General features: G+C 34.4%; 10 protein-coding genes. 6 read left to right on the top strand and 4 right to left on the bottom strand.

All coding sequences use genetic code 11. The features are described 5' to 3' along the window. Position 1: 1 nt before the first annotated feature. The 4 genes from LG651_RS06470 to LG651_RS06485 form a co-directional block, all read right to left on the bottom strand. On the bottom strand, positions 2-1,522 hold the full coding sequence (locus LG651_RS06470; protein ID WP_226695317.1) for a sialate O-acetylesterase: 1,521 nt from the start codon (positions 1,520-1,522) through the stop codon (positions 2-4). A gap of 24 nt (positions 1,523-1,546) precedes the next feature. Further along, positions 1,547-3,382 (bottom strand): alpha-L-rhamnosidase-related protein, encoded by a 1,836-nt coding sequence (locus LG651_RS06475; RefSeq protein ID WP_226695318.1) that lies wholly within the window; start codon positions 3,380-3,382, stop codon positions 1,547-1,549. 140 nt (positions 3,383-3,522) lie between these two features. After that, positions 3,523-4,872: a Gfo/Idh/MocA family protein gene (locus LG651_RS06480; RefSeq protein ID WP_226695319.1), complete on the bottom strand. Its 1,350-nt coding sequence runs from the start codon at positions 4,870-4,872 to the stop codon at positions 3,523-3,525. A gap of 13 nt (positions 4,873-4,885) precedes the next feature. Next, positions 4,886-6,265: a 3-keto-disaccharide hydrolase gene (locus tag LG651_RS06485; protein WP_226695320.1), complete on the bottom strand. Its 1,380-nt coding sequence runs from the start codon at positions 6,263-6,265 to the stop codon at positions 4,886-4,888. A gap of 269 nt (positions 6,266-6,534) precedes the next feature. Between LG651_RS06485 and LG651_RS06490 the strand changes: the two genes are divergently transcribed. The 6 genes from LG651_RS06490 to LG651_RS06515 all read left to right on the top strand — a co-directional run bounded on the left by LG651_RS06490 (position 6,535) and on the right by LG651_RS06515 (position 20,811). Further along, positions 6,535-9,603, top strand: coding sequence for a SusC/RagA family TonB-linked outer membrane protein (locus LG651_RS06490; RefSeq protein WP_226695321.1), 3,069 nt, complete (start codon positions 6,535-6,537; stop codon positions 9,601-9,603). Positions 9,604-9,621: 18 nt separating this feature from the next. Beyond that, entirely contained in the window at positions 9,622-11,268 is a 1,647-nt protein-coding gene (locus LG651_RS06495) for a RagB/SusD family nutrient uptake outer membrane protein (RefSeq protein ID WP_226695322.1), read from the top strand. Positions 11,269-11,395: 127 nt separating this feature from the next. Further along, positions 11,396-13,729 (top strand): GH92 family glycosyl hydrolase, encoded by a 2,334-nt coding sequence (locus tag LG651_RS06500; protein WP_226695323.1) that lies wholly within the window; start codon positions 11,396-11,398, stop codon positions 13,727-13,729. Beyond that, the gene (locus LG651_RS06505; RefSeq protein WP_226695324.1) at positions 13,726-15,033 is read left to right on the top strand and encodes an alpha-L-fucosidase; all 1,308 of its coding nucleotides are present in this window, start codon (positions 13,726-13,728) and stop codon (positions 15,031-15,033) included. The genes LG651_RS06500 and LG651_RS06505 overlap by 4 nt, the downstream gene beginning before the upstream one ends. A gap of 88 nt (positions 15,034-15,121) precedes the next feature. Beyond that, positions 15,122-16,759 carry a sialate O-acetylesterase gene (locus LG651_RS06510; protein ID WP_226695325.1) on the top strand — a complete coding sequence of 546 codons (1,638 nt, stop codon included), beginning with the start codon at positions 15,122-15,124 and terminating at the stop codon, positions 16,757-16,759. A 20-nt stretch (positions 16,760-16,779) separates the two neighbouring features. Next, on the top strand, positions 16,780-20,811 hold the full coding sequence (locus LG651_RS06515) for a hybrid sensor histidine kinase/response regulator transcription factor (protein WP_226695326.1): 4,032 nt from the start codon (positions 16,780-16,782) through the stop codon (positions 20,809-20,811). Positions 20,812-20,874 lie beyond the last annotated feature (63 nt).

Below are 20,874 nucleotides of genomic sequence, written 5' to 3' on the forward strand. Positions count from 1 at the left end.
ATTACTTCGTTTTGAAAGGGTAGGCTGGTAAGTTAGCTTCATTTACCAGATTAACACTTGGTTTTCCTGCAAAAGCATATCTAATATAAAGTGGTTGCTCAATTTCGGCATGGCTTAAAACAACGGTTTCTCCTTCAATTTTAGCTTCAGCTAATTTCCAATGTTTTGTTTTGTCGGCAATCCAAAAGCCTTTTGGGTTTTCATCATCGATTGTTTTTAGTCCATTACTATTCTTAAAATGAACGATTAAACGGTTATCAATAACTTCTACAGATTTTAACATGGGGCCTTCTGCAACAATAGGTTTATTAAGCGTGTTTTTTGCGGCCAATAAAGCCAAACGTTCACCAATAGGCAATTTGTCTTTTGGATGAATATTCTTAACGTCGCCTAAGTCAATAGTATTTGCAACCGAAGTATGCGGTAAATTAAGCGCTTGTAATTGAGATGCACGCATCCAAGCAAAAGATTCTTCCGTTGGATTTTCTGGGTCTATATTTGGCTTTTTAGCTGTGCCCTTGCCATAACCAGGTAGCATTACAATAGCAAAATGCATGCTAGGGTTTTGCCACTTTGTACGATAATTTAAAATCCATTGTTGTAGTACGTCTGCATATTCCTGCATGCCAATAACTCTGTGAAACCAATTGTTTTCATTAACCGTTGGGACGCCCGAAATGTATCTTGTATTTCGTTCGCCTTGATACCAAACTAAACCTCTACAGGCAAATTTTGTTAAGGGATGCATCATCGCATTATAAATAATATTGGGTTGTCGGCGCATAAAAACATCTTCTTTTTGTGTCCAACCATCGGGAGCATTTAAAGATTTTTTTATCGTGTTTTTGGTAATGGTATCTTTATCAAAATCGAACATAATGTTTTTAAAGTACATAAAGTCGTTTTCCATATCGCGAGGCATCCATGCTTCAATAGATGAGCTTCCCCAAGACGTATGAAGAATTCCGACAGGAATATCTCCTAATTGCTCTAAATAATGCGAAAAAGCAGAAGCTACTGCACTAGAAGAATTACCAATCTGCCATGTTCCAGTTACCTCGTCTTCTTCTTCAAAAGAAACGGTGCGTTTAACATCAAAACTGCGAATGTTTTCAGATAAAGGAGTAATAGCTTTAACATCAGGAACGTTATTTACATTCATTTGCATATTAGATTGTCCAGAACAAATCCAAACTTCACCAACTAGAATATTTTTTATTTTTATTTCAGATGATTTTGATTTAATAATCATTTCACTAGCAGTTTTATTAGCTTGTAGTGGCTCTAATTTAAGCATCCATTTACCGTTGCTATCTGCTAGTGTGGATTTGTTTTGGTTAGAAAAAGTTACTGTAATACTATCGTTAGGAGAAGATAAACCCCAAACAGGAACAGCGATGCCCTGTTGTAAAACCATGTTATCACCAAAAAGGTTAGCGGGTTTTAATTCCTGTGAAAAACTTAAAACTGATTTTGTTAATAGTAAAAGTAAGGTTAATGTGTTAAGAACCTGATTATTCATTTTTTTATAAAAAGTTGATTGTGTTTAGTTTATTATTTTAATAATACTTTCACCAGATTTTAATGCCACTGAATTTACTTTCCGTTTTACTTTTTTATTGTTTAAGTAAGCTTTTTTAAATGGTTTTGGTATTGAAAATTCGGCAGTCATTCCGTCTGGAATTGTAATTGTAAATGTAGCGGTTTGTGCCGAGGTTTTTTCATAATTTCCTAAAATAATACCATGTTGCGTTGGTGTTTTTATTTTTGAAAATGTTAAATCTCCCATTTTAGGTTTTATCTTAGCAATTTTAAACCCAGGAGTTTTTGGTTGTATGCCCCATAAATAGCGAGTAATAGCATTTAAGGGAGCGGTTCCCCAAGCATGATTCCAGTCGGTATTGGGTTTGTATTTTACATCCCAAGCTTCCATAGCCATTGTAGAGCCTACTTTTATCATGTTCCACCAGTTTCTATCTCCAATGGTGTCGGAAATTAAATGATTTGCGTAACGTTCTTCATCATACTTATACAAGCCTTCAAGTAAATATTGAGCCCCATAAACACTGCAGGCCATTCCTCTCGATTTAATAAACTTAGTCACCGAAGCAATATGTTCTTCAGGAACTAAATCGAAAGCTAAAGGAAGCATATTGCCGTGTAAAGAGGCATGTTTTGAGCCCTCACCATCAATATAGATGCCTCTTTCAGAATCTAAAAAGGTGTTATTTATAGTTTGTTTTACTTGTTTAGCTTTTTTACTGAATAATGTGGCATCATCTGTTTTATTCAAGGCTTCAGCAATTTTACTCATTAACACTAAGTTTTTATAGTAAAAGGCGTTTACTGCGGTGTTAACATCAACAATTTCGTAACCATCTCTTTCACCTTCGGCAGTAGCGAGTTTCCATCCGGTATCTTTTTGTGCAGGTGGCCAATCAATAATATCTTTAATTTTAGTATTCGGATTTTTAAATCCTAATTTTTTAATTAAATCTTTAGTTAAGTTTGGCGATTTAGAGCTTATTAAACCATCAGGTCGTTCTAAATCCATTAGTGTTTTAAGCTTTAAATTGTTGTAATGGTTTTCTAAAGGTTTTAAGTCGCCAGTATACATGTAATCTGTATAGAACATGAGTACAGTGTGTAATAACCATTCGGTTGGCCATGTTGGGTGATTAATAAAATAGGCGTTGGTGCGACGCGCCATAGTATAAACGCTATCTACACTGTAATGACTAAGTTGATTTATATAAGCATCGGCTTCATAAGGAATACGCTCACGATCACCATCTACATAATATCCAGTAAATGTAGTTGCTTTTATAGTGTGTTTACACAGTGCCCAAATAGAATCCATAATTGGGTTGGAAGACGAGAAATAGCTGGCATTATCGTTAAATTTTGCGTGCAGCGCCTTTTGTTTAAATGTAAGTTTATCTATCGGGATTTTTAGGTTTTCAACTTCGGCGTAACGAAAAGGTATTATTACTCCAATCGAATCTGGTAGCATTATGGCATCTCCTGTGGTGTTTCTTTTAAAGGCTTGCATGCTTACGCTTGTTGGCGTGTGGGCTAATAAATTTGGTAAAATAGATTTTCTGTACCTAATAGTTGCTCCAGGTTTTCTATCAATTTTATGATTTTCAATTAGTTTTTCTCCTAAATGAACTATTAACGAATCGTTTTGATTTTGAGTTGCAGTTAGTTCAACGGTGCCGAAATAAGCTTTACCGAAGTCAATAAAATAATGACCATCATTTATTTTAACTACGTTTTTAGGTTTAAAAAAAGAGTGTTCTAAATGTATTTTATCATTAGTTTGGCTAAAAGCGTTTAAAATAATCAAGAAACAGGTTATTGAGAGAATGGTATTTTTCATTAGAATAGTTTTTTTTGAAAGTAATAAAATGATGGCTTTAGGTCAATTTTCTTATACAGACAACGTGTTTAGAACGACGGATGTCACGGTAATAAAAAAAAGCCTTAAGTTTTTAACTTAAGGCTTGCTATTAAAAACAATTAAACGGGTTTAATTTCCCATCCTGGTTCGTAAGTTCTAGACCATAATTTCATAGCTTCTCGGTTAAATATTCTTCCAGTAACTTCATCGACTTCGAAAGATTCATTAATTCTTGAGGCAATGTTTGCATAATGGGTTAGCATTTGGCTAATGGCACCTTGTTCTATAGGTGAAGTTAATTCTGCTTTACCTCTAATGGCATCAAAAAAGTTTAAGGTATGGGCTACGGTTAAACCGCCACCACCGCCAAGTGTGTTGCCGTTTTCTAATCCCGGAACAATGTTTTCTTTTATTAGTTTGCCTTTAATATCGTAAAGTTTATAGCCATCTCTGTCGATAAATACAGAGCCATTTGACCCAAATATTATTGTGCCTCTTCCAGCACCATATTTATCGTATCCATTTCTACTTCGTCCATCCCATTGAATAGTTCTATTACCGGAGAATGTAAATGTCGCTTCCATAGTGTCGTACATTTCCCAACCATCATCTTTATAGTGAAACTTACCAGATTTAACTTCAACATGTTCAGGTATTTTAACACCTAAAGCCCAGCGAGCAATGTCTAGTTCGTGCGTAGCATTATTACCCATTTCGGCAGTTCCGTAGTCCCATCCATACCAATGCCAATTATAATTCCATGTATCATCGGTATAAGCTCGACGTGGAGCTGGCCCTTGAAAAAGTTCCCAATCTAACCCTTCTGGAGGTGCTGTTTGTACTTGTTTAGGAACGGGACCTCGTTTACTAGTGTAAAAGGCAATGGCGTTGTAAACATCGCCAATAACACCGTTATGTATTTCTTTGATAATTTCCTGTGATTGCTGAGAGGAACGCTGTTGGTTTCCCATTTGTATATGTTTGCCATATTTTTTTTGATAGGCAATAAGTAAATCGCCTTCTGCTAGGTTATGGCTACACGGTTTCTCTAAATATACATGCTTGCCGGCAGCTACCGCCATACAGGCTCCTGGCGCGTGCCAATGGTCTGGTGTGGCCATAAAAATAGCGTCAACATGTTTATCGTTTAAAATGTTTCTAATATCATTTTCCAGTTTCGGTTTTTGGTTGCTATTTTTGGCTACTTCTTGAGCTGCTTTATCTCGTTGACTTTTCATAACATCGCATAAATAACTTAGTTCAATGTTATTACTTTTGTCGTAAATAGGGTGCATGTAAGAGCCATAACGTCTCCCTAAACCTTGAATTGCAACATTTATTCTGTCGTTGGAGCCAATAATTTTGTTATAACTTTTTGCCGACATTGCACTCAGGCTACTTGAAATTAACGTTGTGCCAGCGGCACCTAATGCTGCTTTTTTTATAAAATCTCTTCTGTTTGAACTCATTGTGGTATTTGGTTTAGTTGTTAATAGGACGAATTTTAATATTTTTAAATGATACAAGATCGCCGTGATCTTGTAGCAAAATTTGGCCTTTATCTAATTCGCCAAAATTTGGCCATTTTACATATTTACTTTCCGAAACTAATTTTTTGTAGTTTTCGCTTTTTCGTTCGTATTCTAAAACTTTCATGCCATTTAACCAATGTTCAATATGATTGTTTTTAGATATGATATGAGCTGTATTCCATTCACCAATTGGTTTTACAGGTTTGTTTGGGTCGGCTTTTATTAAATCGTATAAAGAGCTAACGGTGCGGCTTCCTTCGTGGTTACCTTTTTTTGCGTCTGGGTGTAAATCGTCGTCTAATATTTGAAATTCTAACCCGATTGAAGATCCAGGGCCTTTATTAATCTCGGTATCTACGTAATATTTTATACCACTATTTGCTCCAGGAGTAAGTTTAAAATCGACTTTTAATTCAAAATCGCTAAATTGCTCAGTAGTTACAATATCGCCACCCGCTCTAGATTCGGCTCCACCCGAAGATAATACGCTTAAAATACCATCTTCAATTACCCAACCTTTTTCTGGAAAATGATCGAGCTTAGCACCGCGCCAGCCATTTGTGGTTTTACCATCCCAAAGTAGTTTCCAACCTTTTTTTGCTTCATCTATGGTTAAATTATTTTTTGTAATAATTGGTTCAATAGGGCTTTTTTTGCTGTATTTTGAAAGACTATCGGTTAAAATATTGATGTTTTTCCAAATTATTTCTGTGCCTTCTTTTTTATCCTTTTTAATACTATGTACTTGTAAGCAAATAAATCCGCTAGCTGTTTTATCATCAATTAAATGAGAAGCCGGCACACCGTTAATCCATGTTTTAATGGTGTCACCAATTGCTTCAATACGATAATGGTTCCAGTCATTTTGTTTAAAAGCTTTTTGCGCTTCGGGGTTTTGCTCTAAAGTGTTAAGCCAGCCACGTCGTGCTTCATCGTAAATTCCCGCACTCCAAGCTCTATCAGATGGGTCAATTTCAACTTGATATCCATGAACACGTCCATCTTTGTAATGAGGGAAACTATTGCTTCGTATTTGTATACCGCTATTCATAGTAGAATCAACTTTATAATCTAATTCTAAAATAAAATCGCCGTACATTTTGTTAGTAGTTAAAAACGAATTTGGCGTATTATGTACCGTGCTGCCAACAATAGTTCCGTTTTTAACACTATAATTGGCTTTACCGCCTTTTTGAGACCAACCGTCTAGATTTTCGCCGTTAAAAAGTGAAATCCAAGGTGTTGTATCGGTTGGCGCTTGTTTACAGTTGTAAAATATAATTAAAATAGCAACGAGAAGTATTTTGCTATAAAATACAGGTTTTTTCATGTTTAGTTGTTTTAAAAAAATTAATTCACAAGATAGAATTAAGAAACAGTAGATTGATGGAGGAATCACTCAAATATATGGATTATTCATTCTATCGGAAAAGATTTTATTGCATTAATTTATGCGGATTTTTTATTGTAGAACCCTTTCAGGTAGATTTTATATTACACTTTAATTGATTGATGCGTCCATGAATATGAACTGAAAATCCATTTTATGCTTAATTAATAAACTTAACTTGGCACCAACAACTAAACAAATAATTATTTATGAAAACAATTAAACTAATGATGGCGGTCATGGTTTTATGCTTAACCAGCATATCATGGGCACAGGTAAAAGTGTCTGGAACCGTAACCGATGACCAAGGTTTATCCTTGCCTGGGGTAAACGTAATTGTGAAAGGTAGTAATACTGGAGCTGCCACAGATTTTGATGGTAATTTCCAGATTGCTGTTAATAATGGAGATGTCCTGGTATTTTCTTATTTAGGATATGTAAATAAGGAAGTTACCTTTTCAGGACAAACGTTTTTAAATGTAAAAATGCAGGAAGATGCATCAGAACTCGATGAAGTAGTAGTAATTGGTTATGGTTCTGTTAAACGAACCGATTTAACTGGCGCTGTTGCTTCAATAGGAACGAAAGAAATTACACAACAAAAGAAAACCGATTTAGGGCAAGCCTTGCAAGGTCGTATTGCTGGGGTAGATGTGAGAACCACGAATAATAAACCAGGTGCACCTCTTTCTTTTGATATTAGAGGTAATACGGTAATTCAAAATAATGACGAAACTAGAGATGGATTAAATTTTGATGGCGATTTGTCTAAACCGCTATTTGTTGTAGATGGTGTGTTTTTCGATGATATTAACATTTTAAATCCATCCGATATTCAGCAGGTCGATATTTTAAAGGATGCTTCTGCAACTGCAATTTATGGGTCTCGTGGCGCTAATGGTGTTGTAATAATTACAACAAAAAACGGTGTAGAAGGGGTTACTCGTTTTACATACGAAGCTACTGTAGGTATTAACTCCGTAGCGAATAAGCCAGATATGTTTACTGGTGACGAGTATGTTGCTTTTGTTGAAGATGTTTTACGAAGCAGCGAATGGCAGGGACTTTTTGATTACAATACACCGTATTATCCAACAGTAGATGATTATAATAATGTTGCAATTGATTTTTCTGGAGAATTTAGATCTTCGAATGAAGAAGCCGATAATGTTGCTAACCGTCGTTATACCGATTGGCAAAACGATTATTTAAAAACCGGTATTCAAACCAGTCACACTATTGCGATGTCTGGTGGTAGTAATGGTTTAACTTATAACGGTTCTATTGGGTATTTAAGTAATGAAGGGGTTATGGGAATTGAAAAATTTGAACGTTACAACCTAAGCACTGCTATTACAAAAAAAGTGTCCGATAAGTTTACGGCAGGTTTAAAAGCGTATTTATCATTATCTGAAAGAGAAACAGGAAGTAACGAGCTATTTAGAAGTACACTTCGTTTAGCGCCAACTGTAAATCCAAGAGATCCAGATGGCAACCTAATTTTATTTCCAGACGATCAAGATGGTAGGTTTACAAATCCATACTACGAAGCATACGAAGATGCTTGGTTAAATAATACCAGAGCCTTAGATGTTATTGCAAACGTATTTTTAAATTATACCCCTACAAAGTGGTTAAGTTTTAAAACGCAGTTTGCACCAAACATACGAACTACTCGTCATGGGCAACAATTTGGTTTACTAACCAAATCTGCAAGGAATGACGAAACGCGAACTCGCGCTTATTACGACGCGTTTTTCGATACCTCTTATACTTGGGATAATATTGTAGATATGAATTTTGATGTGGCTGAAGGACACAATTTAAAAACCACATTGATATCGTCGGTTTATTACAGACAAGATGAATACAGTAATATTGAAACTAGAAATTTCGACACCGATATCTATCAATATTACAATACCGCAGCAGGTTTAGATGTTAGAACTTATGCAACCGATTACGAAAAAGAAACCCTAGCATCTTTCGCCGGTAGATTAAACTATAGTATAGATGATAAATACTTATTTACCTTTACAGGTAGGTATGATGGTTCTTCTAAATTAGCTGTTGGTCACGAATGGGCATTTTTCCCTTCGGCAGCCTTTGCTTGGAAAGCCAGTGATGAAACATTTTTAAAAAATGTAGATTGGTTAAGTAACTTAAAACTACGTGTTAGTTATGGTGAGTCTGGTAACGATAATGTTATTGGGCCATATCAATCTTTTGCATTTTTAAACGGTACCGATTATGTTTTTGGAGAGGACCACTTAAATGGCGTACAAGTAGCCGGTTTAGCTAACCAAGAATTAACATGGGAGCGCTCTAAAGAGGTTAACTTAGGTGTAGATTTAGCCGTAGTTCAAAATAGAGTGCGTTTAGGCTTAGAAGTTTATAATAAGAAAACGGTTGATGCTATTTTAGGTAAAACTTTATCGGCTATTACAGGTTATGGAACTGCAATTGGTAACTATGGTTCGGTAAGAAATAAAGGTGTTGAAATTACATTAAATACAACTAACATACAAACCGAAAATTTTAAATGGACCACCAGCTTAAACTACGCACGAAATAAAAATGAAATTATTGAATTGGATGGCGATTTAGATAGTTATCCTTACGGAAATCATGGTGTTCGAGAAATAGGACAACCAGTAGATGCTATTTATAGTTACCAATTTGATGGGATATGGCAACTCGATGAGGCTGCAGAAGCCCACACCTATGGAGCCTTCCCAGGGCAATGGAAATATGTAGATCAAAATAACGATGGTGTTCTAAATCAGGACGATAATGTTGTAATAGGTTCTATATCCCCAGATTGGATTGGGGGTATGACAAATACCTTCTCTTACAAAAATCTAGATTTAACCATACAAATGCACGCAAGATATGGAGCTTATGGGCATTCCGAGTTTTATAACAACTTTGCGCCTTGGCAAAACGATGGCGCCAAGTTTAATAAAGTAGATTTAGATTATTGGTCACCTAATAATCAAGGCGCTAAATATCCAGCAGCACGGTATGCATCAACTGGAAACGATTATTATGTAGATGTAGATTTTATTAAAATTGGTAATATCGGGTTAGGATATAATTTTAATCAACCTATGCTAGATAAACTAAAAATGTCAAGTTTAAGGTTAACCCTAGATCTTCAAAACCCATTTACATTTACAGATTATGCAGGACCAGATCCAGAAACTGCATTAGGAAATACCTATAACGCAGGTTATATGATGAAAACAGTTTTATTCGGACTTAAGTTAGCCTACTAATTTTTAATTCTTAAACACATGAAAACAAATAAAAATATAAAATCAATAGTTACCATTCTTGCTGTAGCGCTTTGCTTTATTGCTTGCGATGATTTTATTCAAGAAGATGCATATTCAGATATTACGAGTGAAACTTTTATTGACGAAGATAATGCCGATCAACTTGTAATTGGGGTTTATACAGCCACACGAGCAGTCTACAGAAATCATGACTATAAATTTGCAGGAACCGATATTTTTACCACAAAAAGTGAATTGTTTGCCTTTAGCAGTGGGAACGATTATAATAATTTTGTAGCGCCAGAAACCAATGGGGTTTGGAGTGTAAATTATAACGTAATTGCAAAAGCAAATACAGCTCTTAACCGTTACGAAAACCAAGTGAATTGGAGCGATACTAATCTAGAAGCTAAAGCTTATGGTATAGCACAAGCACGAGCTTTAAGAGCATTGGCGTTTTTTAATTTAGCAGTGCAATATGGAGGTGTAGTATTAGATCTTGAAGAACCATTAAGTATTCGAAATGATTACACGCGTTCTTCGGAAGAAGAAACATTTAACTTAATTATTAGCGAGTTAGAAGCAGCCATTCCAGATTTGGAAGCAGATCCGCAAATTGGGCGCTTATCGGTTCGAGCAGCAAAACACTTACTATCTGAGGTTTATTTAACAAGGGCGTATAAAACTTTTGCGGGAACTAACGATTTTCAAACAGCAGCAGATTTGGCTGTAGAAGCTATTGATGGTTATGATATTAGAAGTCAGTCATTTGCTGAGGTGTTTGATTATAGTAATCAAATAAACGATGAAATTTTATTCGCAGCCCATTGGGAAAATAATGGTTTTGATGAAGATAGAAATAATAACAAACATTCCTTATTTATGTATAATTTATTTGATTTACCCGGTGTTAGTAGATCAAATCAATACGGCGTGCAAGGTGATGGCCTAATGATGACACCATATTTCTATTCTTTATTTGCAGATAACGATACACGTGAAGATGCAACGATTCATCGCGTAATTTATGCCGACGAAGATTCAGCTTGGGAAGACGATATAGTTATTCCTGGAGATACTGTTGTTTATTTTCCAAAAGAACCTTTAGATGTCGCAGAACTTACCGATAAACTAGATAGATATTGGGTATACCAACCCGATGAATACTTATGGGGAAAGCCAGATGATATTCCAGGTGTTAATTACACCTATTCTTCAAATCCGTTTTTTATAAACTTTCCAATCATGAAAAAGTTTGATGATGAAATTTATAACGATCAAAATGGAGGGGCTAGAGATACTTTTATTTTTAGAATAGCAGAAACCCATTTATTAGCTGCAGAGGCTTTTTTAGGAGCAGGAAACACAACTCAAGCGTTGTTTCATATAAATAGAGTTCGTGAGCGAGCTACAGGAGATGTCGATTTTTATTCAACAATAGATTTAGATGTAATTTTAGAAGAACGCGCTTTAGAATTAGCAGGAGAAACTAACAGGTGGGCGGTGTTAAAACGTATGGGGAAATTAGAAGAACGCATAGAATTATACAACCCACATGTAATCGATCATGGTGCGTTTGATGCTTCTAAACATTTATTACGTCCTATTCCTACCAGAGAAATAGCAATATCACCCAATACCATGGAGCAAAATCCTAATTATTAATAGAATACAATTCAATATTTGAGTTTAGTTTTTTTAGTTTTTACAGGCAGACTTATTTGTCTGCCTGTTTTTTAAAAGCTAGAGATTAAATAAAATAAAGTCTCAATAACAAAACAGCAATACATTTATGAAGAACCTGTTTATATTTAAAAAAGTTATTCTCGTAACTTGTTTGATTTTTGCTTTGTTTTTGTCTTGCCAAAATGTTAAGACAGAACAGGTTCAAAAAACAACTAAAACCGTAGATTATACGGCAAAAGTTTATCCTTGGCTAGATACCGAAAATTCTCGATGGTTTTTCTTTTCTTCGGCATCCAGACCATTTGGCATGGTAAATTTAAGTCCCGACACGCAAATTGGTGGTGCTTGGGGTAGTGGTTATCGATATAAAACCGATACTATAAAAGGCTTTAGCCATATTCATGCTTGGCAAATGGCGGGTGTGTCGGTTATGCCTGTTACGGTTTCTAAAACTGAAAAAAGTAAAATATATCAGGATTTTTATTCAAAATTTAGTCACGAAACTGAAACCGTAAAACCTGGGTTTCATCAAGTTCAATTACAACGTTATGATATTACGGCAAAATTAACCAGCACAACTCGTGTGGGTTTACATGAATATAGTTTTCCAAACACCCAACAATCCGCTATATTATTCAATTTAAACACGAAACTTGGACCTTGTAAAAATGAAAATGGTGATTTAAAACAAGATTCGGCTCGTGAGCTTTCTGGAAGTGTTACCATGGCAAAAACAGGAAGAAGACCTAAACCCATAACTGTATATTTTAAGGTGAAATTGAATGCCGATGTGGCGTCTGTTGAAAAAGATAAAAAAACAGGAAATTATTTAGTTACGCTTAAAGATGCTAGTAAACCAGTGCTAATGAAGCTTGGTATATCTTACACCTCCGTAAAAAATGCCGAATTAAATATAAACGAAGAACTCCCAAGTTGGGATTTTAATAAGGTTGTCGAGGCTTCTAAAAAACAATGGAACGATTTACTAGGCAGAATTGAAATTCAAGGCGGAACAGAAGAAAGTCAATCTCGATTTTATACCGATTTGTGGCATGCATTGCAAGGGCGTCGCATTATTAGCGATGTAAACGGTGCTTATCCAGATTTAACTGGAGAAAATTTTAAAATAGGGCAATTACCATTAAACGAGCATGGAAAACCTAAATTTAATCACTATAATTCCGATTCTTTTTGGGGCGCACAATGGACATTAAATACGCTTTGGGGTTTAGTTTATCCAGAAATTATGGAAGAATTTGTGCATTCCCTAATGCAATATTATAACGATGGTGGTTTGGTGCCTCGAGGTCCTTCTGGTGGTAATTACACGAATGTAATGACGGGAGCTTCGTCTACGCCGTTTATAGTTTCGGCCATACAAAAAGGCATTATTAAAAACGATTTAGAGTTTATTTATCAGGCTTTAAAAAAGAACCATATGTTAAATGGTATTATGGCAAAATCGGGTTATGAACACAATACTTTTGAAGGTGGCGGATTAAAATATTACATAAATCAGGGCTATGTGCCTTACCCATTACCCGATGGTAAATTTGGTATACATGAAGACGGTGCTAGCATGACTTTAGAGTATGCATACCAAGACTATACTTTGGCTCAATTAGCTAAAAAGTTGAATCATGAAAGTGATTATAATTATTTTATAAATCGGTCTAAAAATTATAAGAATGTTTTTGATGTTGAAACTGGTTGGGTGCGTCCAAAAAATGTAAACGGCCATTGGAAGCAAAATTTCGACCCATTTCAAGTTGAGCATGGTTTTATAGAGTCTAACGCGGCACAAGCAACTTGGTTTGTACCGCACGATATTAATGGTTTGGCAGAATTAATGGGAGGCGTTTTTAACGCTTCAGAAAAACTAAATGAACAATTTAAAACAGCCGAAAAACAAAATTTTGCAGCAGGAAATTCGCATGCTCAAGAGTCGCATCCAGAGTATAGTCGAGTTCCTATAAACTATGGAAATCAGCCTTCAATTCAAACGGCTTTTATTTTTAATAAATTAAATCGTCCAGATTTAACACAGTTCTGGACTCGAAAGGTTGCCACTAAAACTTTTGGAGGTTTAAGCCCGAAAGTTGGATATTTTGGAGACGAAGATCAAGGTTTAATGGGAAGTTTAAGTGTGCTACTTAAAATGGGGCTGTTTCAATTAAATGGTGGAACCGAAGAAAATCCAGAATATCAAATAGGAAGCCCTGTTTTTAATCAAGTTACTATTCATTTAAATTCAAATTATTATAAAGGAAATAAGTTTGTAATTTCAACCGAAAATAATAGTGAATCAAATGTAATAGTAAATAAAGTGATGTTAAATAATACGGAAGTTACAGACTTTTCAATAAAGCATAACGATATTATAAACGGTGGAAATCTTCATTTAAAAATGACTAATCAATCTTTAAATTTAAGCGAATGAATCGTTCAGGGAAAATTTCAATTTTACTAATAGTTTTTATAGCGTTTTCATCATTTGCACAGCTAAAAAACAAGCCAGAACTTAATGAGAAGTTTATGGATATGGGCTTTGGTATTTTTATTCATTGGAGTCTAGATTCGCAGTTAGGAAGTGTAATTAGTCACTCTATGGTTGGTGCTTCCGAAGATTATGTAAATCGGTATATGAACGAATTACCAAAAACATTCTATCCAAATAAATTCGATCCAGACGAATGGGCGCGACTTTTTAAACTTACAGGTGCCGAATATGTAATGTTTACAACTAAACACCATAATGGATTTTGCATGTGGGATACTAAAACCACCAGTTTTAATATTATGAATACGCCTTATGGTAAAGATATTACTGGATTATTGGTAAAATCGTTACGCAAATTTGGTTTAAAAGTAGGGTTTTATTTTTCTCCAGAAGATTTTAGTTTTATTCATAAACAAGGGCATTTAATTTCCAGAAAAGGCGAAATGACCCAAACCACAGAAAATGAAGCCTTATTTGAATACGATAAAAAACAACTAGACGAATTATTTACAAAATATGGTAAAATAGATTTAGTTTTTTTCGATTCGTTTTCAAATAAAAATATTGTGCAATATGTACATGAAAAATATCCTGATATTGTAGTAACTCGCGGCGAAATGCAAACACCAGAGCAAAAAATACCAGATGGTGCCATGCAAGGGCCATGGGAAACCTGTATGACTATGGGAACCCAATGGCAGTATAAACCAACAAACGAAACCTATAAATCGGGCACCGAATTAATTGAGAAATTAATTGAAATTAGAGCCAAGGGCGGAAACTTTTTACTAAATATCGGGCCTAAGCCAAATGGCGAAATTCCTATTGAACAAGAAGAACGATTACGAGAAGTAGCCTTATGGATGTTTGTAAACAACGAAGGCGTAAAAAATATTAGGCCTGCGCCACACAAAATTAAAGACGGCGATCTTTGGTTTACCCAAAACGAAAAAGAAAATGCTGTTTATGTGTTTATTACCGACCAAAAAGGGGAGTGGTTTAAAGGATTTAGAAGAAATTTTTTAATTAAATATTTAAAGGCAACTCCTAAAACTACAATCTCCGTATTAGGGCAAAATGATAAAGTAGTAGAATATTGGCCAGAAAACAATCCGGAATCACGATTTATACAACATAGCGGAGGTCTTGAAATTTCTATAAGCAGAGCGCATCGGGTATATAATAATAAAATTTGGCCCAATCCAGTGGTTGTAAAACTTACTAATGTAGAATTTACAGAATAATTTACTCGCACAATTAAAAGAATAGGGTGTAGTTAAATTGTAATTGTTTAATAAAGGTTCTATTTTTAAGTCGACTATTTAATAATTCATGACTATTTATAAAAAATATACCTTTTGGTTAGCTTTATGTTTAACCGGAATTTTGGTTGCGCAACAAAATAATAAAACCGTTATAGATTTATGGCCAGAGTCGGTGCCCGGACAAACCGAAGCAAAACAACAGTCCGTTGTAAGTAAAAATACATCAGGTAATGTTACGCGATTGGCTAAAGTAACGCGGCCAACTTTAACCGTTTTTAAACCCGAAAAACCAAACCAGTCTGGTGCTGCAGTTATTGTTTGTCCTGGAGGTGGTTATGGCATTTTGGCCATAGATAAAGAAGGCTACGAAATTGCAGAATGGTTAAATCAATTGGGGTATACGGCCTTTGTTTTGCAATATCGAGTGCCCAAAAATAGGGCAGGTGCTATTCAAGATGTGCAACGGGCAATAAAGGTTGTAAAAAGTAAGGCTGAATCATACAAATTAAATACCAATAAAATTGGAGTTTTGGGGTTTTCGGCCGGAGGACATTTGGCTGCCCGAGCGTCAATTAACTATAATATTGAAACTTATACAAAAACAGATGAGGTCGATAACTTTTCGCCTCGTCCAAACTTTACCATGCTTATTTATCCGGCGTATTTAGATGGTGGTGAGGACAGATCTATTAGTCCAGAATTTCAATTTAACGCATTTACACCACCTTGTTTTGTGTTTGGAACAGCAGACGACCCTTATGGAAATAGCGCATTAGAAATAACCAAAGCACTTCGAGATAAAAAAGTGCCTGTCGAGCTACACATGCTAGCAAAGGGTGGCCATGGTTATGGATTGCGGAAAGGAAACAACGCAGCAAAAACTTGGCCTAAATTGGCCGAATCTTGGCTCGATAAGCTGGTTAATTCCATGCAAATTGTTAAATACGAGCGGAAATTAAATTTTCCAAAAACCGAGGTGAAACCAGATGGTTTACGAAAAAAGGAAGATGTTTGGGTGTTTTTTTTAGCCGGACAATCAAATATGGCGGGTCGTGGTTTTGTAGAACCAAACGATACCATTCCTAATTCTAGAATTTTAACCATTAATAAATCAAATACCATTGTTTTAGCAAAAGAACCATTACATTTTTATGAGCCAAAAATGGCTGGGTTAGATTGTGGTGTTTCGTTTGCAAGAACGCTATTAAAAGAAATTCCTAACCATGTTTCAATATTATTAATACCAACAGCAGTAGGCGGAAGTAGCATATCACAATGGATACATGATGAGGAACATAGAGCGGTAAAACTCTTCAGTAATTTTAAAGCGAAAATGAACTTAGCCAAAACATACGGTACCGTAAAAGGCATATTGTGGCATCAAGGTGAAAGTGATGCTAACCAAAATGGCATAAAAAATTATGATAAAAATTTAAATAGGCTTTTTAAATCCTTTCGAAAAATAGCCGGAAATAAAAAGTTGCCAATTATGTTAGGAGAATTGGGTGGTTTTAGGACAGATAGTGAAACTTGGAAAGCTATGAATGTGATAATTCATAATTATGCCGAAAAGCATAAATATACCGAAGCGGTTTCAACAGAAGACCTTACAGATCGAGGCGATAATTTACATTTTAACTCAATAAGTGAGCGTAAATTAGGAGAACGATTCGCAAAAACATTTTTAAAAATGCAGCTTGAATGATTTGAAAATTATTACCAACTATGCTAAACCGTTTTTTATTTTATATTTTTTTACTAATTACTTGTTTAATTAATGCTCAAGATATTAAGTTCGAGCATTATAACGATAAAGGTGGGCTGTCGCAAAACTCGGTGCGTCACATTGTACAAGATAAACAAGGGTTTTTATGGATTGGTACCTTTTCTGGGTTAAACCGTTTCGATGGCTACGAGTTTAAAACCTATTTAAGTAATTCGGGAGACAAAAATAGTATTAATAACAACGATATTACCGCTTTAAAATATGATAAAAATAATAATTGGTTGTGGATTGGAACAAGAAACGGCTTAACACAACTCAATTTAAATACCTATAAATTTACCACATATTTAAATCAACCCGAAGTCGCAAATAGTTTGCCCGATAATGAAATTAGGTCGGTTTATATCGATAGTTTTAATAGAGTTTGGGTTGGAACAAAAGATCATGGTTTATATTGGTTTTATGCTGAAGAAAACCGATTTGAAAAGATAAACTTGCCTCATTTTGATTATATAAAAGAAATTTTTGAAGACGATGAAGGTAATATTTGGGTAGGTAGTTATGGTACAGCTTCTGTTGCTAAAATAGTATTAAATAACAACGGTGAAATTCAAAAAACGGCAACTTATACCATTCAAAACAAAAACACTTCAGAAAACAACCCGTATTTAAATTTTATATATCAAGATAAAGCTGCGAATTTATTTGTGGGCACCAGAAGCGGACTTTTTAAGTTGAATAAATCTGAAAATAAATTTGAACATTTAGAGGTTCGTAATAAAGAATTAAACGAAGCTTTGGGCTCTTATTTTAAATCTGTATCGCAATCACCAGAAGGTAAATATTGGGTTGGCACTATTGGCGGATTACTGGTTTGTGATAAGTTAGAAGATATTCAAAAAGGGCATTTTAAACATTATTTTGCCGATTTAACAAATTACACATCGTTGGTAGATAATTTGGTGACATCATTATTTTTTGATGCCTCTGGGGTACTCTGGATTGGCACAGAAAATGGACTCGATAAATACGATCCGTTTCAAAATCAATTTCATTTAAATAAAGACATTTCAAAATACATAGGTAACAAAGTGCCTTGGATTCGTGGTTTTGCAAAAACATATAACAACAACCTCATTGTTGCTACTAGGCATAACGGTTTATTTGTTTCTACTAATTTTGGGTTTAAGCCTTTATATCATGGTAAATACGATATAGCCAGTATTTATACCATAAATGAAAAATTGTTTTTTTGCGGGTTATGGAATGGTAAATTGTTGGTTTATAATTATGTAAATAATACTGCAAAAGTAGTTGATGTTGGTTTTGGGGATACGCCAATTGTGGCTTTCGAAACTTTAGGAAATAACCAGCTCGTTTTAGGCTCGTTTGGCGAAGGGGCTATTAAAATAAATACCAAGAATTTAAAACCTGAAATTAAAGGAGAACACCTGTTAAAAACGGCCGATGTTAACGAAATTCTTTATGGAAAAAATAATGAAATTTGGTTTGCTACCGAAGCCGGATTAATTAAGTATAACCTAAAAACAAAAACTCAAGAGCATTATTTGGCTACAACAGATCAAAAATCTGGGTTGCCACATGTAAATGTAAGTGATATTATTTTCGATAAAAACGAGGTGCTTTGGGTAGCAACTAGGCAAGGGCTTTGTTATTTTGATAAAACTAAAAACAAGTTTGTTCAACCAAAAGAACCTGCTGCTTTAACCGAGAGTTGGATTACAGATTTATTAGTCGATTCTAATAATAATTTATGGTTAAATGTAAATAATAATAGTGTAGCGCGTTACAATTTTAAAACGAATAGTTACAACGCCTATCGGGTAGATAGCGGTAATCGATTAGATTATTACAGTCCAAAAGGTTTTTTTAGTAAAGGCGCTTCAAATATTTATTTGGGTGGTAAAAATGGCGTTATTCATTTTTCTCCAGAAGCATTAAATATTAATAAACTGGCTCCTAAACCAATAATAACCGAAATAAAAGTACAAAACGAAGTTGTAATTCCTGGTAAAGAAATTAACGGTAAAATTCCATTAGAAAAAGATTTAAACGAAGCTCAAATTATGGAGTTAGATTATAATATTCGAAATTTTTCTTTTCAATTTTCTACACCGTCATACACAAACCAATTACTAAATCAATTTCAATACAAATTAAATGGTTTCGATAAGGATTGGATAACAACAAGTAGTAACTCACGTACTATTCAATACACCAATTTGTTTCCTGGTGAGTATCAATTTCAGTTAAAAGCAAGTAATAGCGACGGCGTTTGGAGCACTGTACAATCATATCAAATAAAAATTAATAAACCCTTTTGGCTAACGTATAAAGCCCTTGTGTTGTTTTTATTATTAATAGCGTTAATTACTTATTTTGTTAGGCGTGAGGTTAAAAATAGAATGCGATTAAAGCAAGAGTTAGTAACCGAAAAAGTTAATAGGGAACGCGATGTTAAATTAAACAATGAAAAGCTAAGGTTTTTTACTAACATTTCGCATGAGTTACGCACGCCTTTAACCCTAATTTTAGGTCCGGCTAAACAGCTTTTAGAAGACGAAGAAATTAAAAGTACGAGCTACCAAAAAAGTCGTTTTCAACTTATTCATCAAAACGCAAGTCGATTATTAAACTTGGTTAATCAAGTGCTCGATTTTAGAAAAGCACAAACTGGAGAACTAAAATTAAAAGTAACAAAAACCAATGTTATTCAGTTTACACAAAACACCTTCGATTCCTTTAAAGAATTTGCATATAACAAAAACATTCATTTTAATTTTAACACCGAGGCCGATTCTATTTCTGGTTGGTTAGATAAGGATAAATGCGATAAAATTCTATATAACTTATTATCAAATGCTATAAAGTTTACTCAAAAATATGGCCATGTCGATTTATTTGTAGGTTTTAAAAATAACGATAAAACGCATTTAATTATTGAGGTTTCCGACGATGGTATCGGGATTCCTAAAAAAAGCCAAGAAAAAATATTTAATCGATTTTATCAAGCAACAAATAGCAAAGAAAATAATACGGGTTCTGGTATTGGTTTGTCTCTTGTAAAGGCGCTGGTCGATTTACATAAAGGAGAAATTTCTGTTAAAAGTAAACCTAAAAAAGGTAGTGTTTTTACGGTTTTATTACCAATAACGCGCGATTTTTATAATGAAGATGAAGTGTTTGAAATAGAAAAAAATGAAGAAAATTTTGTTCCTTTTAATGATAAAACACCAAAAAATCTGTCAGCTAATACCGAGATAAAACAAAAGATTTTAGTAATTGAAGATAATTTAGAACTACGGAATTATTTAATAGATTACTTATCGAATTACTATCAAGTTTTTGAAGCTGAGAACGGAGAAGAAGGTTTGCAGTTATGCCGGAAAATTAAACCTATTTTATGTGTTGCAGATGTTATGATGCCAGTTAAAGATGGTTTAGAGTTTTGTAAAGAGCTAAAAAACGACGAATCTATAAGTCATATTCCAGTAATATTATTAACAGCGCTTTCCGAAAACGAAGATAAAGTGCGTGGTTTCGATTTAGGTGCCGATGGTTATTTGGTGAAACCATTCGATCCGGCCCTGTTAAAATCTCGAATTTCAAATATTGTAAAAACAAGATTCGATCTAAAAGCAAAATTCTCTGGAGATACCGATAGTGAAATAAGTTTACTGGTTAATTCTCCTATCGATGAAGCCTTCATGGAAAAATTGTCAATTATTATAGATGATAATATAGAAAACCCCGATTTAACCACAAGTTATTTATGCGATAAACTTGGAGTAAGTTCGTCAAAATTATATCGAAAAATAAAAGCTTTAACCGACTTGTCTCCAAATGAATTTATACGAACTGTTCGTTTAAAAAAATCGGCTCAATTATTAAAAACAAAAAAATACAACGTATCGGAGGTTACAAACTTGGTTGGGTTTAACGACCCCCTATATTTTAGCCGAAGATTTAAACAGCAATTTGGGTTTCCTCCAAGCCAATTGTTAAAGTAAGTAATCGTTACAAATTTTTAGAAGCAAGAATTACTCAAACTAATACAAAATCTACTATTTACC

Source organism: Neotamlana sargassicola, assembly GCF_020523965.1.
Taxonomy (GTDB): Bacteria; Bacteroidota; Bacteroidia; order Flavobacteriales; family Flavobacteriaceae; genus Neotamlana; species Neotamlana sargassicola.